The sequence below is a fragment of the Thalassorhabdomicrobium marinisediminis genome, from assembly GCF_003072065.1.
GTDB classification, from domain to species: Bacteria; Pseudomonadota; Alphaproteobacteria; order Rhodobacterales; family Rhodobacteraceae; genus Octadecabacter; species Octadecabacter marinisediminis.
In genome coordinates, this window is record NZ_QCYG01000004.1 from 276592 (window position 1) to 300051 (window position 23460).

Consider the following 23460-nt stretch of genomic DNA (forward strand, 5'->3'; position numbering starts at 1 on the left):
ATATCCCCGCCGGAGGCGCACATCACCCACAAGCGATCCCGTCAGCCGACCTTACGCATCCCCAACACCCGCGCCCGTTTGCGCGGATCGTTGTCAAACAGGCTCGCCAACTGTTCCGTCATCGCACCGGCCAGCTGTTCCACGTCCGTGATCGTCACCGCGCGGTCGTAATAGCGGGTCACGTCATGGCCGATGCCGATGGCGACGAGTTCGACCGCGCGGCGTTTCTCGACCATGGCGATCACGTCGCGCAGGTGTTTCTCGAGGTAGTTCGCAGGGTTCACCGACAGGGTGGAATCATCCACCGGCGCGCCGTCGGAAATCACCATCAGCACCTTGCGGGCCTCGGGGCGGGTGGCCAGACGCCGGTGCGCCCATTCCAGCGCTTCGCCGTCGATGTTCTCCTTGAGCAACCCCTCTTTCATCATCAGACCAAGGTTGTCGCGACTGCGCCGCCAAGGGGCGTCGGCGCTCTTGTAGATGATGTGGCGCAGGTCATTGAGGCGGCCGGGCTGTTGCGGGCGCCCCTCGGCCAGCCATTCCTCGCGGCTCAGCCCGCCTTTCCAGGCTTTCGTGGTGAACCCGAGGATTTCGACCTTCACCGAACACCGTTCAAGCGTCCGTGCCAGGATATCGGCGCAGATCGCGGCGATGGAAATCGGACGGCCCCGCATGGAGCCAGAATTGTCGAGAAGAAGCGTCACGCAGGTGTCGCGGAACTCGGTGTCCTGTTCGACCTTGAAGGACAGCGGCGTGGTCGGGTTCGCCACCACCCGCGCCAAACGCCCCGCGTCGAGAATGCCTTCTTCCTGATCGAACGACCACGACCGGTTCTGCTGCGCCTGCAAGCGTCGCTGCAACTTGTTCGCCAGACGTGAGACCGCACCCTTCAACGGCTCAAGCTGCTGGTCGAGGTAGGCCCGCAGCCGTTCCAGCTCGGCCGGTTCCGCCAGCTCCTCGGCGCCGATTTCCTCATCGTGTTCAGTGGTATAGACGATATAGTTCGGGTCCGCGTCCGAGATGGGCTGCGGGGCGGGGGGCTCCATCGGGGCCTCGCCGTCGGGCATCTCGGCCTCTTCGGCCATGTCGCTCTCGGCGGTGTCATCCATCGAGACCTGCGCCTCGGCGGTGTCCTGCTGTTCTTCCTGCGACTGTTCGGGGGTGCCTTCGGTCTCGTCCTCGTCGCCGTCGTCCTCACCTGTGGACTCGGGCTCTTGATCCTCTTCGTCCGAGGCCTCCGCCTCGTCTTCGTCGTCGCCCATGTCGTCCGGATCGTCGCCCAGCTGGTCGCCGTAGCCCATATCGGCGATGACTTGACGGGCGAACTTGGCGAAGGCGGTCTGATCCTCAAGGGTGTCTTCCAACCCTTCCAGCGTGCCGCCCGCGTTGTCCTCGATGAACCCGCGCCACAGGTCCATCACATTGGCCGCACCGCGCGGCATGTCGCGGCCCGTGGCCATGTGGCGGATCAGATAGCCCGCCGCGGTCGCCAGCGGCGCTTCGGAGGCGTCCTTGATCTGGTCATAGCCCTTGCGCAGCGCCTCATTGCCGATCTTGGCGTCGATGTTGCCCGCCGTGCCCGGCATGTGCCGCGCGCCCACAGCCTCGACCCGCGCATTCTCCATCGCGGTGTAAAGGTCCTGCGCCATCTGCCCCTGCGGCATGTATTTCGCGGCGACGCCCGCGTCGTGGTATTTGTGGCGCAGGGCATAGGCATCCGCCGTCCCGCGCGCGATCAACACCTCGTCCCGCGTCATCCGGCGGCTCACCTGCGGCAGGCGCACGGTCTCGGCCGTCGCCCCCGGAGGGTCGACGGTAAAGCTGACCGTCAACTCCGGATCGTCCGCCATGACCTTCGTGGCCTCGGCAAGCGCCTTCTTGAACGGATCGGCTGGGTTGTCGCTGGGTTTGCTCATGATGACCTGCTTACCCGAGGCTCAGGCTCGCGGCGCTTTCGGGCAGTTCCTCGTCAAAGCAGCGCTGGTAGAATTCGGCCACGGTCTGGCGTTCCAGCTCGTCGCATTTGTTCAGGAAGGACAGCCGGAAGGCATAGCCCACGTCCTGGAAGATGCGCGTGTTCTCGGCCCAGGCGATGACGGTGCGGGGCGACATGACGGTGCTAAGGTCGCCGTTCATGAAGGCCGTGCGGGTCAGATCGGCAACAGTCACCATCTGGCTGACCATCTTGCGGCCCTTGTCGGTGTTGAAGGTCGGTGCCTTGGACAGCACGATGGCGGTTTCCGCGTCGTGGCTGAGATAGTTCAACGTCGCCACCAGCGACCAACGGTCCATCTGCGCCTGGTTGATCTGCTGGGTGCCGTGATAGAGGCCCGTCGTGTCCCCGAGACCAACGGTGTTAGCCGTAGCGAACAGGCGGAAATAGGGGTTCGGGGTGATGATCTCGTTCTGGTCCATCAGCGTGAGCTTGCCGTCGGTTTCAAGCACGCGCTGGATCACGAACATCACATCGGCGCGGCCCGCGTCGTATTCGTCGAACACGATGGCGACCGGGTTGCGCAGGGCCCAAGGCAGGATTCCTTCATGAAATTCAGTCACCTGCACGCCGTCGCGCAGCTTGATCGCATCCTTGCCGATCAGATCAATCCGGCTGATATGGCTGTCGAGGTTCACCCGCACACAGGGCCAGTTCAGCCGCGCGGCGACCTGTTCGATATGCGTCGATTTACCCGTGCCGTGGTAACCCTGAACCATGACACGGCGATTGTAGCCGAAGCCCGCAAGGATCGCCAAGGTCGTGTCGGGATCGAACTTGTAGGTCGGATCAATCGCGGGCACGCGGTCGCTGGTGCCTTCGGCAAAGGCCTTCACCTTCATGTCGGTGTCGATGCCAAAGACTTCGCGCACGGAAATCTCTTCGGTGGGTTTCATCATCGGGTCGAGGGTGCCGTCGGCCATTTAGCTGCCTTTGCTTAACAAGAATTCTTCGGGACTGTTGCTGTTTGACTTGCAACATATAGCGCCCAGCCGCAAGGGGAAGGCCCGCGCCGCGCTTGCGCCTGCCGTTCGATCTGCCATGGTGGCGGCACAGCGGGCCGAGGTGCGGATGACAACACGAAGCGACATCGAAAAGATGATCCTGCGCGTGGCGATGCAGGACCGTGCTGCGTTCGAAGCGCTCTATGCGGCAACCTCTGCGAAACTTTTCGGGATCATCCTGCGTGTCTTAAAGGACCGCGCAGCAGCACAGGATGTCTTGCAGGATGTATATTTGCGATTGTGGCAGGGTGGGGCGTCGTCGTTCCGCGCCGGACGGGCCAGTCCGATCACATGGCTGGCCACCGTCGCCCGCAACCGGGCGATCGACCGGCTGCGCCGGGACCGGCCCGCCACCCCGCTGGATCAGGCCCCCGAGGTGGCCGACAGCGCCAAGGGCCCCGAAGCGCTTGCCATTGACGCCTCGGACCGGGCGCGGATCGATGGCTGCCTGGATGAGCTGAAGCCGGATCGGGCGGCCGCCGTGCGTGGCGCCTATCTTGACGGCGACACCTACGCCGATCTGGCGGCGCGCCACGATGTGCCGCTCAACACCATGCGAACATGGCTGCGCCGCAGCCTGATGAGTTTGAAAGACTGTTTGACCCGATGACCGATGCAGACCTGCCATATCAGGACGGCCCCGACGGCGACGAGATGCTCGCCGCCGAGCTGAGCCTTGGTCTGCTGAGCGGAGAGGAGCAGACCCAAGCCGAACGCCGCGCGCGCACCGATCTGGCCTTTGCCGATCGGGTTGAGGCCTGGGACAAACGGTTTGCCAGCCTGACCGAGGGGATCGCGCCCGTGACGCCGCCTGCGGGTTTATTCCAACAGATTGAAGCCCGCGCCTATGGCTCCGGCCCCCGCCGCCTGTGGCGTCAGCTTGGCCTGCTGCACGCGGTCTTCGGTGCATTGGCAGCGGCACTTGTTCTGCTGGTGGCGCTGGACTTCGGCGTGCTTGAGGACCAGCCCGGCCCCACCGCCACGATGACGGCCCAGCTTGCAGCCGAGGATCGCAGCCTTGTCGTCGCCGCCGCCTATGTAGACGAGGGGGGGCGCCTGTTCGTCGAGCGCCAGATCGGGGAACGTCCGCCCGGCCGCGATCTTGAGCTCTGGATCATCGTCGGAGAGGCCGCGCCGATCTCGCTTGGTGTCTTGCCGCAGGACCGCCGCATCGCAGAATTCACAGTGCCCGCCGATCTGCGTGCGACGCTTGGCGACGCGGTCCTTGCGATCACGGATGAACCGATCGGCGGCGCACCGGACGGCACCGCGACGGGGTCGGTTCTGGCCGCCGGTCCGGTCAGCCGGATCTAGCGCTGAGGTCACGCCAGTCTCACAGCGCGGTGAGCCTCTGAAACATCTGAAACTCCTGTCGGACCGCATCCGTAGCTTCGGGCATCGGGATCGCAATCAAGCGCCCCAAGATGTTGAACTGACAGGAGCTACTTATGACCCTTAAAACTTTTGCCACCGCCGCGACTGCCCTTGCCCTCACCGCTGGGGCCGCCTTCGCCGAATCCCATGCCGCGAACCCCATGGTGGGCGGCGCCGAAATGCTGGCCGAAAAGAACATCATCGAGAACGCCGTGAACTCGCCGATCCACACGACCCTTGTGGCCGCAGTGCAGGCCGCAGGCCTTGTGGAAACGCTTTCCGGTGAGGGCCCCTTCACCGTCTTCGCCCCCACAGATGACGCTTTCGACATGATCGAGGACGACAGCCTCAACGCGTTGCTGCAGCCGAGCGCCAAGGATCAATTGACCGAGATCCTGACCTGCCACGTTGTGGGCGCCGAAGTCTTCGCTGACGCCATCGGCGGCATGATCGCCGATGACGGCGGCGCGCATCCCGTGCCGACCCTTGGCGGCTGCACGCTGATGGCCGAGATGGACGGCGACAACATCACGCTCACCGATGAGAACGGCCGCATGGCCACTGTGACCATCGCTGACGTCGATCAGTCCAACGGCGTGATCCACGTGATCGACCGCGTGATGCTGCCCAAGCAGTAAGCGTGACCCTGTGACCGGGGGGCTTCGTCTCACCCTTCGGTCACAAGCCCGTGCGCCGCGCGTAAAACTGTCCCACGCGCGCGGCGCAGGGCCTATGCTCTTCAGACCACCGCAAAGGAACATCCCATGAACCGTCGCACATTCTCCCTGACCGCTCTTGCCGCCGCCTTTGGCGCAGGGCGCACGATGGCCGCCGAGGGCCCGTTCGAGGTCACGCGCAGCGAGGCCGAGTGGCGGGCCATGCTGACTGATCTGCAATACCGCGTGATGCGCGAGGAGGCGACCGAGCGGGCCGGATCGTCACCGCTTGATGCGAACTACGCCGACGGTGTCTATCACTGTCGCGGCTGCGATCAGGCGCTCTATACCTCGGCGCATAAATTCGACAGCGGCACCGGCTGGCCTTCGTTCTATGACGTGCTGCCCGATGCGATCGGGACGAAGCCCGACAACACGTTGTTCACGACCCGCACGGAATGCCACTGCGACCGCTGCGGCAGCCATCTGGGGCACATTTTCGACGACGGCCCGCCGCCCACGGGCCTGCGTCATTGTCTGAACGGTGCAAGTCTGGTGTTCCGCGCGGCGTAGCCACTGTCGCGGCCTGTGAAACAAACCGTTCGCCAGACTTGCTCCAAGCGCCACACCGGCGCCGCAAAGCGCTGTCAAAATCTCCGTTCAACCGTCGGAGAGCCCATGCGCCAGTCCCTGCGCCGAGACCGCGAATTTTCCGAAGGCGAACGCGCCCGCGCGTTGGCCTTTTTGGTCGTGGGGATCAGCAGCGCAGGACTTGGGTTTCTGGCCGTGCTGCGCCTTGAAGGCGCCTCGGTCTTTGACGGGATCAGCGCCTATCAGCTCTGGATCATCGCCGCCTCGGCCCTTGGCGGGCTGGCGGCGCTGTTCCTGTCCGGGGACCGGATGGGGCAGGCGGGGGTCGCGGGCGCCCTGCGGGGCGTCGCCGGTGCGATCTGGGTCACATTTATCGGCGCGGTGATCGGCGGCACCCTGTCGCTGCCGCTTTACGGCACCATGTTCGGACCCTTCATCGTTTGCGTGACCCTGCTGGGCGCACCTCTTCTGGCGCTGCTCTGGGCCACGAACCTGATCGCGGTGCATATCCTGATGGGGGTCTATCAGCGCGAACGGGATTCCATTTTCGCGGTCGCCGATTCCAAGGCCGTGGACCCGAACGACAGCCTCACCGCCCGCTTGCGCGGGCGGCTGGTCTGATCGCGCCTAGGTGCGGAAATGTCGGCTGGCCTTGATCTGGTCCCAGGCCCAGACCACTTCGGACAGCTGCTCTTCCTGTGAGCGGTCGCCGCCGTTCATGTCCGGGTGCAGCACCTTGATCAGCTTCTTGTAAGCCTTGCGCACTTCGGCCTTGGTCCAGTGATCCTTGGCTTCAAGGATCTCGATGGCCCGGCGTTCGGTCGCGGGCAGCTTGCGGGTCGAGCCGGTGACAGATTTGCCGGGGTTCTGGGTGGCGTTCTGCCCCAGCACCTGATGCGGATCGTCGACACCCAGCCGCGCCCAGGCGCGCTGTTCGTCGGATTTGTGGAACGGCTTGGTGCTGCGCTCCCACACGCGATCCTTGCTCTGCTGGGCGTTGATCTCGGCCTCGGTCGTGCCGTCGAAGAAGTTCCAGCCCAGATTGTATTCGCGCACGTGTTCCTTGCAGAACCAGTAGTAATCATCGAGCACATCGGGGTTCTTGGGCGCGCGATACTTGCCCGCCTCTTCGCAGCCGGGCTTCTCGCACACGCGGGTGGACGTCTCGGACGCGCCGGACATCCCGCGTCGGCCGCGCGGGTTCTTCTTCTTGCTGGCCGAAACCGACATATTAAACCCGAAGGGATCATCTTTATTCATGGCATTACCTTTCCGACTCGGCCGACAGACTTTAAACCAAACGGCACAGGATTGAAGGGGCAGGAGTTAAAATAATGAGCATGGAAGCGGAAATTCGCAGAGCGCTTGAGGGGCGGTTTTCGCCAACGTCGCTGGCGGTCATCAACGAGAGCCATCTGCACGCGGGACATGCGGGCGACGATGGATCGGGCGAGAGTCACTGGCGCATCGAGATGACCGCGCCGGAACTTGCGGGCGCGTCGCGGATTGCCAAACACCGGGCGATTCATGACGCCCTTGGCCCCGAAATCATCGGTCGCATCCACGCGCTCTCGTTGCAGATCGACTGACGGCGGAGCGCGGCGGGCTTAGGCGCGCGGCTTTTCGGCGTCCTCGGGCGGTGTGTCCGGTGTCTCGTCCGGTTGCGCATCCGTTTCGCTTAAGTGTTCCGCATCGGCCGAGACCTCCTTGGTCTCTGGACGCTCGTGTTCGGCAGGGGGCTGACTGTCGGGGGCATCCGGCGTTTCGGCGACGTCGGTTGCGCCCCCGGCACCGCCTGACTGATCCTCGATCAGCCCGGCTGTTGGCGTGTCATCTTCCGGTGCGGGCACCACTCTCTGAAAGACCATCATCGTCTGGAACGTGGTGGTCTTGCCGGTCAGGCCCTGGCGTTCGTCCATGGGCCACGTGTCCGTGCGCAGATAGGTCCAGCCTTCAGCCGCCTGTTCGTTCATCGCCGTCTGCATCGCATGGGCGAACTGCGCTTCGGCCCCTTTGACGCCTTTGGCCTTCAGCCCTTTGCGGGGGCAGGGCACGACCTTGTATTCAAACATTCCGAAGACCTTTCAAAAGCCCTAGAGCCCCAGTTTGGCGCTGACCATCTTGTTCACGGCCGCCGGGTTCGCCTTGCCGCCCGTGGCCTTCATCACCTGACCGACGAACCAGCCCGCGAGTTTCGGGTTGGCCTTGGCCTTTTCCACCTGCGCGGGATTGGCAGCGATGATCTCGTCCACGGCGGCTTCGATGGCGCCGGTGTCTGTGACCTGCTCCATGCCTTCGGTCTTCACGATCTCGTCGGGGTCGCGGTCCTGCGTGTAGGCGATGTCAAAAACGTCCTTGGCGATCTTGCCGCTGATCTTGTCGGACTTGATCAAGGCCACGATCTGGCCCAGCCGCGCGGCGGAAATGGGGCTGTCGTGGATAGTCTTGTCGTCCTTCTTCAGACGGCCGAAAAGCTCGTTAATGACCCAGTTCGCGGCCAGCTTGCCGTCGGTGCCCGCGGCCACTTCCTCGAAGAAGGCGGCGTTGGTCACATCGGCGGTCAGCACGCTTGCGTCATAGTCGCTCAGGCCGAAATCCTTGATGAACCGCGCCTTTTTCTCGTCCGGAAGCTCGGGCAAAGAGGCTTCGATGTCATCCACCCAGGCCTGCTCGATCTCAAGCGGGAGGAGGTCGGGATCGGGGAAGTAGCGATAATCATGCGCCTCTTCCTTGGAGCGCATCGACCGCGTCTCGTTCTTGTCGGGATCGTAAAGGCGGGTTTCCTGCGTGATTGCGCCGCCATCCTCAAGAATGGCGATCTGGCGCCGTGCCTCGTGGTAAATCGCCGCCTGAATGAACCGCATGGAGTTCATGTTCTTGATCTCGCAGCGGGTGCCAAGGTGACCGAAATCGCCAGTCTCCTGAAACTTTTCGTAATCGCCGGGACGACAGACCGAAACGTTCACGTCCGCGCGCAGGTTGCCGTTTTGCATGTTGCCGTCGCAGGTGCCCAGATAGCGCATGATCTGGCGCAGCTTGCCCACGTAAGCGGCGGCCTCCTCCGGCCCGCGAATGTCCGGGAAGCTCACGATCTCCATCAAGGCGACGCCGGTGCGGTTGAGGTCCACGAAGGACATCGCCGGGTCCATGTCGTGGATCGACTTGCCCGCATCCTGCTCAAGGTGGATGCGCTCAATCCGGACGTTGCGCGCCGTGCCGTCGCCCATCTCGACCAGCACCTCACCAGTGCCGACGATGGGATGGTAAAGCTGGCTGATCTGATAGCCCTGCGGCAGGTCCGGATAGAAATAGTTCTTCCGGTCAAACGCCGACGTCAGGTTGATCTGCGCTTTCAGCCCAAGGCCCGTCTTGACCGCAGAGGCCACACACTCTTCGTTGATCACCGGCAGCATCCCGGGCATGCCCGCGTCGACGAACGCCACGTTGCTGTTGGGCTCGGCTCCGAACTGGGTCGACGCGCCCGAGAACAGCTTGGCCTTGGTCGCCACCTGCGCGTGGACCTCAAGCCCGATCACAAGCTCCCAATCGCCGGTGGCTCCGGCGATCGTCTTAGGCTTCGGGCTGTCGTAGGTCAGGTCAAGCATGGCTGGGCTCCGGCGTTGAATTTCACGGTCTGAATAGGGCCAAGCCGTGCGGGCTTCAAGCGGCGCGGTGTCCCGAGGACGGTTGAATCTCCCCTCTGGCCCGTCCGTCGCGCGAAAATTCGCCCGCGCGGGCGGGCAGGGGGCCCGCTTTCTTGCCTTTTGCGGAAACACTGGCCATGGTCCCGCAAATGTTTGCACTCAAGTCTCTCCTGGGGGGGATTCTTGCGGTCACTCTCGCCACGTCGGCGCTGGCCCAGCCGGTTGCCGATTTCTCCGACCGTCCGACGGACTGGCCGATCGGCGGACCGCAGACCGACACCCGCCCCCTGTCGCGCTTCGACGCAGAGCAGCAGCGTGCGCAGGCCGCGCAGGCGGCGTTGCGCGCCCATCGGCCCAACCCGCGCCCTGTGCACATGATCCGCTATCCGGTGGTGATCTCCCAGAACCCGAGTGTGCGTCCGAGGATGCGGGTGAACTACATCCCCGACGCCCGGTGGGATTTCCGCGGCGACAGCGCCAGTTGGACCCGCGCTGCGCTGGCCGCCCTGCGCAGCCACGGCGAGCGGCTGGACGACACCGTGCCCCGCGACATCGAGACCTGGTGCCCGGGCTATGCGCAAAACCCGCCACATCTGCGCCGCGCCTTCTGGGTGGGGATGATGTCGGCGCTGGCCAAACATGAAAGCACCTATCGTCCGACTGCCGTGGGCGGGGGCAATCTTTGGTACGGCCTGCTGCAAATCTACCCCGATACGGCCCGCCGCTACGGCTGCCGCGCCACCACGGGGGAGGCGTTGAAAGACCCCGAGGACAACCTGTCCTGCGCGATCCGCATCATGAATGTGACCGTGCCGCGGGACAATGCCATCGCCCTGCGCGACACGCGCTGGCGCGGCGTCGCGGCGGATTGGGGGCCGATGACCCATCGCAGCAAGATCGCCGAGATGGCCGCCTGGACGCGGCAGCAGGAGTATTGTCAGGTTCCCGTGCCGCAGCAGTCGATCCGGCCCCGCGCGCGGCCCATCGTGCAAGCGGCCCTGTCGACGATGGACGTCAACTAAGCGCACTGCAAAAGCGGGCCTCAGCGTGGGCTACTCTGCGTCCCCCAGAATGCGGCTGACCATCTCGGCCGTGTCAGGGGACAGACCGTCGGTCGCGGCAATCCGGTGCAGCACCGCCCGCATTTTCGCCTGCCGGTCGGCATCGTAGCGCCGCCACGTCTCGAACGCCGTGGTCATCCGCGCGGCGGTCTGCGGGTTCATCCCGTCCAGCTTGCTGATCCAGTCGCCCAGCAGGTCGTAAGCGGCGCCCGAGGGGTGGTGGAACCCCGCGCTGTGGCCCGCGAGCGCCCCGAACACCGCGCGGAAGCGGTTGGGGTTCTTCATGTCGAAATCAGGCTCCCGGGTCAGTGCTTCGGCCACGGCTGCGGCGTCCTCGGGCGCGGCGGTGGCGACCTTCAGGCCGAACCACTTGTCAGTCACCAGCCGGTCGTTGCGCCACTGATCGCGGAAAGCGGCGCTTTCGGCGTCGCCCTTGCCGATCTGCAGCAGCACCGACAGCGCGGCCAGTTGCAACGTCATATTGTCGGCGCCCGCAAATTGCGCCTGAGCGGCCGCGCCCCCGTCGAGCCGCGACAAAAGTGCGAGCGCGGCTGTGCCAAGGCTGCGTTTGCCGGCGGACTTCGCATCAGGCGAGTAGGGGCCTTCGACGGTCATGGCCGCCCGAATGCGCGGCAGCGTGTCTTGCAGGTGCTGCGCCAGCGCCAGCTTCAGCGCCTCGCGCGCGGTGTGGATCGCCATGGGGTCAGGGGTCGTGCCGGCGTCATGGAGCGCTTGGGCCAGATCATCCTCACTCGGCAGGGTCAGGCACAGGGCGCGGAACGCCGGGTCCAGCGTGTCGTCACGCAGGATCGCTGCCACCCCGTCGAGATAGGCCTGATCGGGGGACGCTTCACTTATGATCATCGCCCGCAATACCGATTTGGCAAGCTTGTCCGCCGCGTCCCATTTGTTGAACGGGTCGGTGTCATGGGCCATCAGAAAGGCGCGGTCGGCGTTGCTTTCGGCGCGCTCAAGGATCACCGGCGCAGAAAAGTCACGCAGGATCGATGGCACCGGTTTCGCCCCAAGCCCGTCAAAGCTGAAGCTCTGCTCTGTCTCGGTCATCTCGAGCATGGTGGTCGGCATCACTTCGTCCCCGTTGGGCGACAGCAGGCCCACGGCGATGGGGATCACCTGCGGCTCCTTCTGCTCCTGCCCGGGCGTAGGCGGCGTTTCCTGTTTGAAATGAAGCGTATAGGTGCCGTCCTTAAAGTCGTCCGTCACCGTCACGCGCGGGGTGCCTGCCTGTGAATACCAGCGTTTGAACTGGGTCAGATCGCGGCCCGTGGCATCCTCGAACACCTTCAGCCAATCCTCGATCGTCGCAGCCTCACCGTCGTGGCGGTCGAAGTAAAGATCGACGGCCTTGTAATAGGCCTCATCCCCGACTAGCCGCTTGAGCATGCCGATCAGCTCAGCGCCTTTCTCGTAAACGGTGATCGTATAGAAGTTGTTGATCTCGATGAAGCTTTCGGGGCGCACCGGATGCGCGAGGGGGCCGTTATCCTCGCGGAACTGGCGCGAGCGCAGCACGATCGCATCCTCGATCCGTTTCACCGCATGACTGCCCTGATCGCCGGTATATTGCTGATCGCGGAACACGGTCAGCCCTTCTTTCAGACACAGCTGGAACCAGTCGCGGCAGGTGATCCGGTTGCCGGTCCAGTTGTGGAAATACTCGTGCGCGATGATCGCGTCGATCCGCTCGTAATTGGCGTCGGTGCTCGTGTCCGGGGAGGCCAGCACGCAGCTGGAGTTGAAAATGTTCAACCCCTTGTTCTCCATCGCGCCGGCATTGAAGTCATCCACGGCCACGATGTTGAAAATGTCCAAGTCGTATTCGCGGCCGTAAACCTCTTCATCCCAGCGCATGGCGCGTTTCAGGGCCTCCATGCCGAAGGCGCATTTCCCCTCATCCGGGCCGGGGCGCACGTAGAGGTTCAACGTGACGTCTTTGCCGGACATCGTGGTAAATTGCCCCGAATGGGCGGCCAGATCGCCCGCGACCAGCGCGAAAAGATAGGCGGGCTTGCGCCATGGGTCGTGCCATTCTGCCCAGCCGTCGCCTTGGTCCACGGGGTTGCCGTTCGACAGCATCACCGGCAGGTCGCTTTCGATCCGCGTGGTGAAGACGCTCATGACGTCCGGGCGGTCGGGGTAGAAGGTGATCTTGCGGAAGCCTTCGGCCTCGCACTGGGTGCAATACATGCCGTTGGACATATAAAGCCCTTCGAGCGCGGTGTTCGTCTGCGGCGAGATTTCGACCTCGGCTTCCCAGACAAAGGGCGCGTCGGGCACGGTGCAGGTCAGGCCTTTGTCGGTGACCTCGGGCGAGACCGCGACCCCATCAATCTTCGCCGAGATCAGCTGCATGTCCTCCCCGTGCAAAAAGAACGGACCCGGGGCCTCGGTGTTGGGACGGAATGCGATGCGACTGATCACCCGGGTTTGCGTGGGATGCAGCCGGAAGGTCAGGTGCACCGTGTCGACGTGATAGCCGAAGGGGCGGTAATCGCTCAGGTAAATGGTCTGGGGGCTTGCGTCTTTCATGGGGTCCTCCGGCTGGGGTTGCGGGGAACCTAGTCACCGTCCCGCTGGGCCACAAGGCGGATCGCCCTAACTTTGCCCCATGAAGATGCGTCGCAAATCGGACCTGCCGTCAAAGCTGTGCAAAACCTGCGGGCGGCCGTTCGTCTGGCGCCGCAAATGGGCGCGCGACTGGGAACAGGTGCAATACTGCTCGCGCCGGTGCCGGACAGCGCGCGACGTTTTAAACTCTCAAGAAATTCGATAAATTGCTTTAGGGCTGCGGGGCATCGTGCCGGTTGCCTCGGGCGACGTCAGGCCGTAGGTCTGACGCAACAGTGTGCAACGGCATACAGACAGGTAAAGGACGGGTAACATGACAGACAGAGTTGAGCGCGCAGGTCTTTCGGTGGCACAGGAACTGGCCGATTTCGTCGAGGGTCAGGCGCTGGACGGGCTCGACGTGAGCGCCGAAGCGTTCTGGCAGGGCTTGGCGGAGCTGGTCCACGACTTCGGCCCCAAGAACAAGGCCCTGCTGGAGAAGCGCGAGACGCTGCAAAGCCAGATCGACGATTGGCACACCGCCCGTCAGGGCCAGCCGCTGGACGAGAAAGCCTATGAGGCGTTCCTGCGAAAGATCGGCTATCTCGTCGAGGAAGGCGCGGATTTCGAGATCGACACCGCCAATGTGGACCCCGAGATCGCCAGTGTGCCCGGACCGCAGCTTGTGGTGCCGATCACCAACGCGCGCTTTGCGCTGAACGCCGCGAACGCCCGCTGGGGCAGCCTGTATGATGCCTTCTACGGCACCGATGCCATGGGCCGCCAGCCGCAGGGCAAGGGCTATGATCGCGGTCACGGCGCTCGCGTCGTGGCGCGCACGCGGGTGTTTCTGGATCAGGCCTTTCCGATCAAGAATGCCTCGCACGGGGATGTGGAGAGCTACGCCGTCGAAGACGGTGCGTTGGTCGTGGATGGCAACCCGTTGATGATGCCCGAGCAATTCGTGGGCTACACCGGCGATGCCGCCGCGCCGGACAGTATCGTGTTGAAAAACAACGGCCTGCACGTCGAACTTGTATTCGACGCGGATCATATCATCGGCTCGAAAGACCGTGCGAAACTGGCCGATGTGCAGATGGAAAGCGCGGTGTCGGCGATCATGGACTTCGAGGATTCCGTGGCCTGCGTGGATGCCGAGGATAAGGTCGACGCCTATACCAACTGGCTGGGCCTGATGCGCGGCGATCTGACGTCCACCTTCGAAAAGGGCGGCAAGACGCAGACCCGTCGATTGGCCGACGACCGCACCTATACCGCGCCTGACGGCGGCACGCTGACGCTGAAAGGGCGCGCGCTGCTTTGGGTGCGCAACGTAGGCCACCTGATGACCAATCCCGCGATCCTCGACCGGGACGGGAACGAGGTGTTCGAAGGGCTGATGGACGCGATGATCACCGTGCTGATCGCCATGCACGACCTCGCCCGCGCGGGTGGCAACTCGCTGCACGGGTCGATTTATGTCGTGAAGCCGAAGATGCACGGCCCCGAAGAGGTGGCCTTCACCGACAGTATCTTCACCCACGTCGAAAAGGCGCTGGGCCTGCCGCAATACACCGTCAAGATCGGCATCATGGACGAAGAGCGCCGCACCTCGGTCAACCTCAAGGAATGTATCCGCGCCGCGAAAAGCCGTGTCGCCTTTATCAACACCGGCTTCCTTGATCGCACAGGCGACGAGATCCACACCTCGATGGAGGCAGGGCCGTTCAGCCGCAAGGAATTCATCAAGCGCAAGGGCTGGATCATCGCCTATGAGGATCAGAACGTCGACATTGGTCTGGAATGCGGTCTGTCCGGCAAGGCGCAGATCGGCAAGGGCATGTGGGCCATGCCCGACGCCATGGCAGCGATGATCGAACAGAAGATCGCCCACCCCAAGGCGGGGGCCAATTGCGCCTGGGTGCCCAGCCCGACGGCGGCGACGCTGCACGCGCTGCATTACCACAAGGTTGACGTCTTCGCGGTGCAGGACAAGCTCAAGGCTGGGGGCCGCCGCGCCTATGTGCAGGCCCTGCTGGACATCCCGCTGGCCAGCTACCGCGCCTGGACCGAGGACCAGATCCTGCGTGAGGTCGAGAACAACGCCCAAGGCATCCTTGGCTATGTGGTGCGCTGGATCGATCAGGGCATCGGCGCGTCGAAAGTGCCCGACATCAATGACGTTCCCCTGATGGAGGATCGCGCCACCTGCCGGATCTCCGCCCAGCATATCGCCAACTGGATGCACCACGGGATTGTCGATGAGCAGACCGTGATGGACGCGATGCGCAAGATGGCCGTTGTCGTGGACGAGCAGAACGCGGGCGATGCGAACTACACGCCTATGGGGCCGGCATTCGACGGGATCGCGTTCCAAGCGGCCTGTGATCTGGTGTTCCGTGGGCGCGAGCAGCCTTCGGGTTATACCGAGCCGGTCCTGCACCGCCGCCGGTTGGAGCTCAAGGCGCAGCGCAACAGCTAGGGCGTGGCGCGCGCTGGATGCGCACCGGGGGTTTGATCTTGCGCGGGGGCTTGCTAAACCTCGTGCAAAAGGGACCCCCATGCGCAAACCTGTTATCGGCATCATCGGCAACCGCTATATCGTCAACGACGACTATCCCGTTCACGCTGCGGGGATGATGGATTCCGAAGCCATCGCCCATGTCGCGGAGGCGGTGCCGCTCATTGTGCCAGCTGACCCCACGCTCGTGGACCTCGACGATTTGCTTGAGACCTGCGACGGTTTCCTGCTGACCGGCGGGCGGCCCAACGTCCACCCCGAGGAATACGGCCATCCGCCCACCGAGGCCCACGGCGCCTTTGACCGGGCGCGGGATGGGCTGACCTTGCCTCTGGTGCGCCGCTGCGTTGAGCGGGGCCAGCCGTTCTTCGGGATTTGTCGCGGGTTTCAAGAGGTTGCCGTCGCCATGGGCTGCACCCTTCACCCCGAAATCCGAGATCTGGACGGGCGCGACAATCACCGGATGCCGCCCGACGGCACGCTGGAAGAGAAGTTTGCGATGCGCCATATCGTGACCCTGACCGAGGGCGGCAAGTTTCATGAGCTGATGGGCACCACGGAAATCATGACCAATTCGCTGCACGGGCAGGGGATCCTTGACCCCAGCGACAATATCGTGGTCGAGGGGCACGCCCCCGACGGCACGCCCGAAGCGATCTACGTGCGCGATGCCAAGGGCTTCACGCTGAGCGTCCAGTGGCATCCGGAGTATCAGGCCGGGATCGATCCCGTGTCCAAACGGCTGTTCGGGGGGCTGGGCGACGCCGCGCGCGACTGGGCGAACGGTCGGCAGAGCTTCCGCCGCAGCGCCTGACGCGACGCTTCCCAAGCGCGCGCGACACGCGCCAAATCAGGTGCGCACCAGCATCGCCTCGTGCCGTTTGAGGCAACGCCGCGCAGGGGCGCCATAGGTCTTGGGATCGGCGCGCAGCTCGGGGAAGATCGCGAAAAGCTCGTCCCGCGCCTTGTCGCCCACGGCAGAAAAGCCGATATCGCCGGGGTGAAAACTCTCGGTCGCGGCCCCCTCGGCATAGATGATCTCGTGCTGGTCGAACATCATGTGGATGTAAGTCACCGCTTCGCGCTCGTCCTGCGTCACGTCCATGCCGTCCACTAGATGCTTGGCGGCGACGAGCACCTCGCTCTCTCCGAAGAGAAGCTCGGCGCGGTAGCCCTGAAACATGACCCGGTGCTGCGGAGAGACGATGAGGTCCTGTTCCTGTCCGCCCAGCACGCCCTTGCGGATCGTCACCGGCGCGAAGCGGTCCACCGCAGGGACCCGGCGCGCTTCGATCCAGCGGATCGCCTGCAATCCGTGATCGCGGGTGACCACCTGATCGCCCACCCGCAGGTCCTCGATTGCAATGAGACCGCGGGGCGTGGCGATGCGCGTGCCCGGCGTGAAGCAGATGATGTTCTCGATCTCGGTGAAGTTGAGGATCGTGCCGTCGTCCAGCGTGATCGAGCCCGAATAGCTGCCGGTGCCATCGTCAACGAAGCTGTCGCGCACCTCCTTGGTAAGCTGCCCAAGGGTGCCAAGCTGCAAAGTGTCGCCGCCGGTCTCGGAGCCGCTGCCGCCTTCAATGGTGATCGTGCCGTTCTCCGCCTCACCCAGATCTTCGAGCGTGAAGATGTCGTCGCCCGCACCGCCATAGATCTCGTCACCCTCGGTGAAGGTGATCGTATCGTTGCCCGCACCGCCATAGAGGGTATCGGCGCCAAGCCCGCCGGACATGGTATCGTCGCCCGCACCGGCATAGACGTGATCGTCACCCGCGCCGCCGATGACCGTGTCATTGCCTGAGCCGAGCACCACCAACTCCATCTCGGAGAATGTCGCCGTGTTCGCGCCATCGCTGAGCGTCCCGGCCTCGTCCCCGGTGAAGGTGAGCGTCACATCGGAGGTCATGCCACCGGCGTCGATCACATCGATATCGGCGGGGCCCGTGTCTTCGCCCCCGGTCAGCGTGTCGTTGCCGAAGCCTTCGCCGACCACGAAGGTGTCCGATCCGGTCCCCCCGTCAAGCACATCGTCGCCCGCTCCGGCATAGAGCACATCGCGCCCTGCGCCGCCGAACAGCGTGTCGTCCCCCGCACCGCCGCGCAGGATATCGTCGCCACTGTCGCCAAAGACGGTGTCATTCCCCGCACCGCCCTGAATCGTGTCGTTACCGGTGCCGCCATAGACCTCGTCCGCGCCGGACCCTGCATCGATGCTGTCGTCGCCGCCATAGCCATAGATCAGGTCATCGTCGCCCGTGTCGCCGGGAAGGATCGCATCGCCATTGTCGACACGGTCGCCATCGGGGTCGCCGACGTAGGCGCTGTCGATCACATCCGCGCCGGCGGTGCCTTCGACGGTGCCGTCGCTGAGCGGGATGCCAAGGGCGTTGAGGTAGAAGGGGTCGGCCGCAGCGGCCGGATCGATCCCTTCGATGGTGATCGTCTCGCCCCGGGGGAAGGTCAGGACCGCGTTGCCCGCGCCGTCGTCCGAGACGGTGACGTTGTTGACGTTGATCGGCTTGCCGTCCGGGCTGGTCAGCAAAATGACGTCGAGCCGGTCCACCCCGGTGAAGGTGCCGTCGCCGTTGTCGATGGGGGCGTCGAAGTTGATGATGTAATCGTCGCCGAACCCGTTATCGAGATAGACCACATCCGCGTCACCATCGGTGCCGCCGGCGCCGTCCGAGCCCAGATCGAAAACGTCGTCGCCCGCCCCGGCAAGGATGGAATCCGCGCCGCTGCCCGCGTCGATGGTGTCATCCCCACGCCCGCCGCCGATGGAATCGTTGCCCGCGCCTGCGGCAACGCTCACCCCGCTGTGGTCCAGACGCAGGTCGATGAAGTCGCCGTGGTCCGTGCCCTCGAAGGCTTCGATTTCGCTGTAGCTGCCGCCCGCGGCGGTGCCATCGAACGCATAGGTCCCGGATTCGTCCCCGGTGGCGACGATGTCGATCCCCTGACCGGAGGCGGGCGCGCTGAAGGAGAGGGTGTCGACGTCCTGCCCGTCGGCATCCTCGCCACCGATGATCGTGTCCTGCCCGTCAGTGTCGGTGATCTCGAACCGGTCCGAGCCGGTGCCCCCGTCGAGCGTGTCATCGCCTGCGCCCGCAAGAAGCGTGTCGTCGTCCGCGCCGCCATAAAGGCTGTCGTCGCCGGGGCCGCCATCCAGCCGGTCCGCGCCGCTGCCGCCGAACAGGGTGTCATTGCCTGCGCCGCCGTCGAGGAAGTCGTCACCTGTGCCGCCGCCGACGATGTCCGCACCCTCACCGCCATAGACGGTGTCATTGTCGCCCCCCCCGGTCAGGCTGTCGTCGCCGCTGCCGCCGAATAGAACGTCATCGCCTGCGCCGCCGTCGATGGTGTCGTCATTGATGGATGGGTTGTCGACGCCGATGGTCGTCATCTGCAGGTCGCCCACGCGGATCGCATGGTTTCCGTGGGCCGGGTCAATGTTGTTGTAGTCGATCTCGATTCGCGCCACCGGCCCCGCGATGCTGACCTCGACAAAGCCGGTCACGGAATCCTCCCGGCCCGAGCCGCCGGAGCCGGGGATCGCCGTGGCCGTGCCGGTCGCGTTGTCGACCGAAATGGTCGAAGGATCGCCGGGGGTGAGGGTGACCGCCACCGGGTTTCCGTCGGCATCATAGGCGGTGATGATCACCTGATCGACAAACTGACCTCGTGAATAATCCAGATCGTGGATGCCGAAGGTGACATCGCGCACCTCGCCCGAGACATTCGCCGGATCGTTGGACGAAAAGTCCATCGACATGGTAGCGGCGTTCTGCCCCGCGCCTGTGCGGCCGCCATAAAGCTCAATCGAGGAGCGGTCACTCAGGCTGTTGTAATTGTAGAGCCGCTGGCTCTCATCCATCAAGGCGCGGGTAAAATTTTCTTCGGCCTCGATCGAGACCGCGACGGCAATCTCACCGTTGGCCGAGGCCCCGGTGAACCCGGCGGCGATGCTGTCATTGTCGTTGATCGCGGTGCCGTTGTCGGTCTGGTCGGCCCAGCTGAGCTGCGTCGTCTCGCCCTTGACCTCGCCCGCGTCGTCCCCGTGGATCGTATCGTTACCGTCACCACCCCGGATACTGTCGGCGCCTTGGCCACCGGAAATCGTATCGTCACCCGCACCGGCGTCGATCGTGTCATCGCCCCGACCGCCCTCGACGCTGTCGTTGCCCGCGCTGACCGATTCATTCTGGGTGTCGGCATAGCTTTCATCAATCACGTCATCGCCGTCGGTGCCGTCCACGGCCCCGTCCGGGACATAATAGTCCGGTGCGCTGGTCGCGGTGGCTGATCCGTTAGAGATCGTGTAGTTGTCGGGAACGAAATAGACGTTGCCGTCCGACCCGAGGTGATAGACGCCCGTGTCGGGGATATTATTATAATATCTGCCGTTTCCGGTATAGTAACCGGACCACTGCCAAGACCCGGTGCCAAGCGTTTCGTCGATAGTAAATTCGGATGGCGCGCCCGAGATTGCATCGCCCGCGTCCAAAGACCCATCGTCCAGCCAAACCAGATAACCTGTTGCCATACTCACTCCTGACTGCTCGAATCCCGCAGGGGGTCATCCCCGGTGCGCGTGTCTTGACGTCAGACCTAGTGCTGCAATTTGGTGCATTTGCGGTTAATCCAAGACGTTTCCAGCGCGACCGTGGTCATTCCGTGGCCGCCATCGCTCCGCCGCCCCATTCCCGACACGATTTGCTGCCGCCCCGGGCGCGGTGGGGGCTGGCCGCTGCTCAAAGACGACGATGGCGCCTGCGTGAAACAATCTTGCGTCACCGATGCAAATGATTGCCGCATCGACCGCGCAAGCGCTTGTGATTCCCATGACCGGACGTTAACGACCAATGAAACATCGGTACCAAGGGGAACGTGAGATGAAGATCGGCACACCAAAGGAAACCTATGAGGGGGAAAATCGCGTCGCGATGACGCCTGCCTCGGCCCGGGATTTGCAGAAACTCGGACATGAGTGTGTGATCGAGACCAAGGCCGGACTGGCCGCCGGGTTTGCCGATGCGGACTACGAAGCGGCGGGCGTCGAAGTGGTCAAGACCGCCGCTGCCCTTTGGAAAGCCGCCGATATCGTCGCCAAGGTCCGCGTCCCGAACGAGACCGAGATGAAGCGTCTACGGGCCAATCAGACCCTGATCTCCTTCTTCAGCCCCGTCGCGGACGAGGACAAGATGCAGGCCGCCGCCAAGAAGGGCGCCACCGTCATCGCGATGGAGATGATCCCCCGCATCAGCCGCGCGCAGAAGATGGACGCGCTGTCGTCGATGGCCAATATCGCCGGTTACCGCGCGGTGATCGAGGCGGGCAACAACTTCGGACGTTTCTTCACCGGTCAGATCACCGCCGCCGGCAAGGTGCCGCCGGCCAAGGTTCTGGTTGTGGGGGCAGGGGTCGCGGGCCTCGCCGCGATCGGCACCTCGACCTCTTTGGGCGCGATCACCTATGCCTTCGACGTGCGGCCGGAAGTGGCCGAACAGGTCGAATCCATGGGCGCGGAATTCGTCTATCTCGACTTCGAGGAAGAACAGGCCGACGGGGCGAGCTCTGGCGGCTATGCCTCTGTCTCCTCACCGGAATTCCGCGAAGCGCAGCTCGCCAAATTCCGTGAGTTGGCGCCCGAGATGGACATCGTCATCACCACCGCGCTGATCCCCAACCGCGAAGCGCCGGAACTCTGGACCGAGGACATGGTCAAAGCCATGAAGCCCGGGTCGGTCGTCGTCGATCTGGCGGCGGAAAAGGGCGGCAACTGCAAGCTGACTGTGAAGGACGAAAAGATTGTCACGGACAACGGCGTGACCATCATCGGCTACACCGATTTCCCGTCCCGCATGGCGACGCAGGCCTCGACCCTTTACGCCACCAATATCCGTCACCTGCTCACCGATCTGACGCCCGAAAAGGACGGCGTGATCGATCACGACATGGACGACGACGTGATCCGGGGCGCCACCATCGCCCACGCCAAAGAGGTGACCTTCCCGCCGCCGCCGCCCAAGGTGCAGGCCATCGCGGCCCAACCCAAGGCCGCCGTGAAAGAGCCAACCCCGGAAGAGATCCGCGCCAACGAGGTCGCCGCCTTCAAGGCGCAGACCAAGCAACAGGTCACGCTTCTGGGCATCGGTGCCGCTTTGCTGCTGCTGATCGGGCTGATCGCGCCCGCCAGTTTCATGCAGCATTTCATCGTCTTCATCCTGAGCGTCTTCATCGGCTTCCAGGTGATCTGGGGCGTCGCGCATTCGCTGCACACGCCGCTGATGGCGGTCACGAATGCGATCTCCTCGATCATCATTCTGGGCGCGTTGATCCAGATCGGATCGACCGGCTGGCTGATCACCATTCTTGCCGCGCTGGGCATCTTCATGGCCTCGATCAACATCTTCGGCGGCTTCCTCGTGACACGGCGCATGCTCGCCATGTTCCAGAAATCTTGATCAGGGGGGACTGAAACATGGACTTCGGATTCACCATCGCCGCCTATGCTGTCGCGGCTGTTCTTTTCATCCTCTCGCTGGGCGGCCTTTCGGGGCAGGAAAGCGCCAAACGTGCGGTGTGGTACGGCATCGTCGGCATGGCGATTGCGGTGCTCGCCACGCTGATCGGCCCCGGGTCGGGGCTGTGGCTGCTGTCGCTTCTTTTGATCGCGGGCGGCGCGGCCGTGGGCCATCAACTGGCAACACGGGTGCAGATGACGCAGATGCCGGAATTGGTCGCCATCATGCACAGCCTTGTCGGGCTGGCGGCGGTCTTCGTGGGTTTCAACGCGCACATGATGATCCTCAACATGGGGCAGGTCGTGGCGCAGCACGGGCTGCTTCTGGGGCCCGAAGGCGTCGCCGCACTGCCCGTGGGCGTCTATGAAGAGCTGTCGTCCTTCGGCAAGCTGATCATCAAGAAAACCCCGGTCGAGATCGGCATCCTCAAGATCGAACTGGTGCTGGGCATCTGGATCGGTGCGGTGACCTTCACCGGCTCCGTCGTGGCCTATGGCAAGCTGGCAGGGCGCATCGACAGTGCCGCAAAGAAGCTGCCGGGCGGGCATATGCTCAACATCGCGGCCGCCGCCCTGTCGCTGCTGTTCACCATCACCTACCTGTCCGGCGGCGGCTCGTTCAGCCTTGTGCTGTTGACGCTGTTGGGCCTGTTCATCGGCTATCACCTGATCATGGGGATCGGCGGGGCGGACATGCCCGTGGTGGTCTCCATGCTCAACAGTTATTCGGGTTGGGCAGCGGCGGCGATCGGCTTCTCGCTGGGCAACGATCTTCTGATCGTCGTGGGCGCGCTTGTGGGCTCGTCGGGTGCGATCCTGTCCTACATCATGTGCAAGGCGATGAACCGCAGCTTCATCAGCGTCATCCTCGGCGGCTTTGGCGGCCCGGCGGGTGAGCAGATGGCCGTGGAAGGCGAGCAGGTCGCCATCGACGTGGACGGTGTGGCGCAGGCGTTGGACGAAGCCGACAGCGTGATCATCATCCCCGGCTACGGCATGGCGGTGGCACAGGCGCAGCAGAACGTGGCCGAACTGACCCGCCGCTTGCGCGCCAAGGGCAAGACGGTGCGGTTTGCCATCCACCCCGTTGCAGGCCGTTTGCCCGGGCACATGAACGTGCTGCTGGCCGAGGCCAAGGTGCCCTATGACATCGTGATGGAGATGGACGAGATCAACGACGATTTCCCCGACACCGACGTGGCCATCGTCATCGGCTCGAACGACATCGTGAACCCGGCCGCACAGGACGACCCGAACTCGCCCATCGCCGGCATGCCGGTGCTTGAGGTCTGGAAAGCCAAGCAGGTTTTCGTCAGCAAACGCGGGCAGGGCACGGGCTATTCCGGGATCGAGAACCCGTTGTTCTTCAAAGACAACACGCGGATGTTCTACGGCGACGCCAAAGCCTCGCTCGACAGCCTGCTGGGTAAGATCGGCTAGGACTGAAGCAATCTGTTGCCCTCGAAAGCCCCGCCCCTCGGCGGGGCTTTTGCATCGGGGACTGGTAGGGTTGACGCTGTGC

19 protein-coding genes are annotated in these 23460 nt (G+C 64.0%); 12 read left to right on the plus strand and 7 right to left on the minus strand.

Annotated features, from left to right (window positions below; all coding sequences use genetic code 11):
- Positions 1–41: 41 nt before the first annotated feature.
- Positions 42–1916, minus strand: a complete 1875-nt coding sequence (gene cobT, locus DC363_RS07770) for a cobaltochelatase subunit CobT (RefSeq protein ID WP_108640563.1) — start codon at positions 1914–1916, stop codon at positions 42–44.
- 10 nt (positions 1917–1926) lie between these two features.
- Complete coding sequence (cobS, locus tag DC363_RS07775; RefSeq protein WP_108640564.1) at positions 1927–2916, minus strand: cobaltochelatase subunit CobS; 990 nt, start codon at positions 2914–2916, stop codon at positions 1927–1929.
- 148 nt (positions 2917–3064) lie between these two features.
- Here cobS and DC363_RS07780 point away from each other — a divergent pair, with 148 nt between their 5' ends.
- From DC363_RS07780 to DC363_RS07800, 5 genes are all read left to right on the plus strand, one after another.
- Positions 3065–3607, plus strand: coding sequence for a sigma-70 family RNA polymerase sigma factor (locus DC363_RS07780; RefSeq protein ID WP_108640660.1), 543 nt, complete (start codon positions 3065–3067; stop codon positions 3605–3607).
- Complete coding sequence (locus tag DC363_RS07785) at positions 3604–4311, plus strand: anti-sigma factor (protein ID WP_158270846.1); 708 nt, start codon at positions 3604–3606, stop codon at positions 4309–4311. Before DC363_RS07780 ends, DC363_RS07785 begins: the two co-directional genes overlap by 4 nt.
- Before the next feature lie 134 nt (positions 4312–4445).
- The gene (locus DC363_RS07790; RefSeq protein ID WP_108640566.1) at positions 4446–5009 is read left to right on the plus strand and encodes a fasciclin domain-containing protein; all 564 of its coding nucleotides are present in this window, start codon (positions 4446–4448) and stop codon (positions 5007–5009) included.
- 126 nt (positions 5010–5135) lie between these two features.
- The gene (msrB, locus tag DC363_RS07795) at positions 5136–5600 is read left to right on the plus strand and encodes a peptide-methionine (R)-S-oxide reductase MsrB (RefSeq protein WP_108640567.1); all 465 of its coding nucleotides are present in this window, start codon (positions 5136–5138) and stop codon (positions 5598–5600) included.
- Positions 5601–5705: 105 nt separating this feature from the next.
- Positions 5706–6239 (plus strand): hypothetical protein, encoded by a 534-nt coding sequence (locus DC363_RS07800; protein WP_108640568.1) that lies wholly within the window; start codon positions 5706–5708, stop codon positions 6237–6239.
- Positions 6240–6245: 6 nt separating this feature from the next.
- Here DC363_RS07800 and DC363_RS07805 read toward each other — a convergent pair whose 3' ends face one another.
- Positions 6246–6878 (minus strand): DnaJ domain-containing protein, encoded by a 633-nt coding sequence (locus tag DC363_RS07805; protein WP_108640569.1) that lies wholly within the window; start codon positions 6876–6878, stop codon positions 6246–6248.
- A gap of 74 nt (positions 6879–6952) precedes the next feature.
- Between DC363_RS07805 and DC363_RS07810 the strand changes: the two genes are divergently transcribed.
- A complete protein-coding gene (locus tag DC363_RS07810) occupies positions 6953–7207 on the plus strand; it encodes a BolA family protein (RefSeq protein ID WP_108640570.1) in 255 nt (84 codons plus the stop codon).
- A gap of 18 nt (positions 7208–7225) precedes the next feature.
- On the opposite strand, the gene DC363_RS07815 is transcribed toward DC363_RS07810, so the two are convergent.
- Both DC363_RS07815 and gatB read right to left on the minus strand, forming a co-directional pair.
- The gene (locus DC363_RS07815; protein ID WP_108640571.1) at positions 7226–7690 is read right to left on the minus strand and encodes a DUF4177 domain-containing protein; all 465 of its coding nucleotides are present in this window, start codon (positions 7688–7690) and stop codon (positions 7226–7228) included.
- A gap of 21 nt (positions 7691–7711) precedes the next feature.
- On the minus strand, positions 7712–9223 hold the full coding sequence (gene gatB / locus DC363_RS07820) for an Asp-tRNA(Asn)/Glu-tRNA(Gln) amidotransferase subunit GatB (RefSeq protein ID WP_108640572.1): 1512 nt from the start codon (positions 9221–9223) through the stop codon (positions 7712–7714).
- Between the two features lie 188 nt (positions 9224–9411).
- On the opposite strand from gatB, the gene DC363_RS07825 reads away from it, so the two are divergent.
- Complete coding sequence (locus DC363_RS07825) at positions 9412–10284, plus strand: transglycosylase SLT domain-containing protein (RefSeq protein ID WP_241962957.1); 873 nt, start codon at positions 9412–9414, stop codon at positions 10282–10284.
- A 30-nt stretch (positions 10285–10314) separates the two neighbouring features.
- Here the strand turns inward: DC363_RS07825 and pepN are convergent, their stop codons facing one another.
- Entirely contained in the window at positions 10315–12873 is a 2559-nt protein-coding gene (gene pepN / locus DC363_RS07830) for an aminopeptidase N (protein WP_108640574.1), read from the minus strand.
- A gap of 85 nt (positions 12874–12958) precedes the next feature.
- Here pepN and DC363_RS07835 point away from each other — a divergent pair, with 85 nt between their 5' ends.
- The 3 genes from DC363_RS07835 (at position 12959) to DC363_RS07845 (ending at position 16226) form a co-directional block, all read left to right on the plus strand.
- A complete protein-coding gene (locus DC363_RS07835) occupies positions 12959–13117 on the plus strand; it encodes a DUF2256 domain-containing protein (RefSeq protein WP_338418930.1) in 159 nt (52 codons plus the stop codon).
- Between the two features lie 108 nt (positions 13118–13225).
- A complete protein-coding gene (locus DC363_RS07840; RefSeq protein WP_108640576.1) occupies positions 13226–15373 on the plus strand; it encodes a malate synthase G in 2148 nt (715 codons plus the stop codon).
- 79 nt (positions 15374–15452) lie between these two features.
- The gene (locus tag DC363_RS07845; RefSeq protein ID WP_108640577.1) at positions 15453–16226 is read left to right on the plus strand and encodes a gamma-glutamyl-gamma-aminobutyrate hydrolase family protein; all 774 of its coding nucleotides are present in this window, start codon (positions 15453–15455) and stop codon (positions 16224–16226) included.
- Between the two features lie 36 nt (positions 16227–16262).
- Here DC363_RS07845 and DC363_RS07850 read toward each other — a convergent pair whose 3' ends face one another.
- A complete protein-coding gene (locus DC363_RS07850; RefSeq protein WP_108640578.1) occupies positions 16263–19958 on the minus strand; it encodes a Hint domain-containing protein in 3696 nt (1231 codons plus the stop codon).
- A 349-nt stretch (positions 19959–20307) separates the two neighbouring features.
- On the opposite strand from DC363_RS07850, the gene DC363_RS07855 reads away from it, so the two are divergent.
- Both DC363_RS07855 and DC363_RS07860 read left to right on the plus strand, forming a co-directional pair.
- Complete coding sequence (locus DC363_RS07855; RefSeq protein WP_108640579.1) at positions 20308–21879, plus strand: Re/Si-specific NAD(P)(+) transhydrogenase subunit alpha; 1572 nt, start codon at positions 20308–20310, stop codon at positions 21877–21879.
- A gap of 17 nt (positions 21880–21896) precedes the next feature.
- Positions 21897–23378 carry an NAD(P)(+) transhydrogenase (Re/Si-specific) subunit beta gene (locus tag DC363_RS07860; protein WP_108640580.1) on the plus strand — a complete coding sequence of 494 codons (1482 nt, stop codon included), beginning with the start codon at positions 21897–21899 and terminating at the stop codon, positions 23376–23378.
- Positions 23379–23460 lie beyond the last annotated feature (82 nt).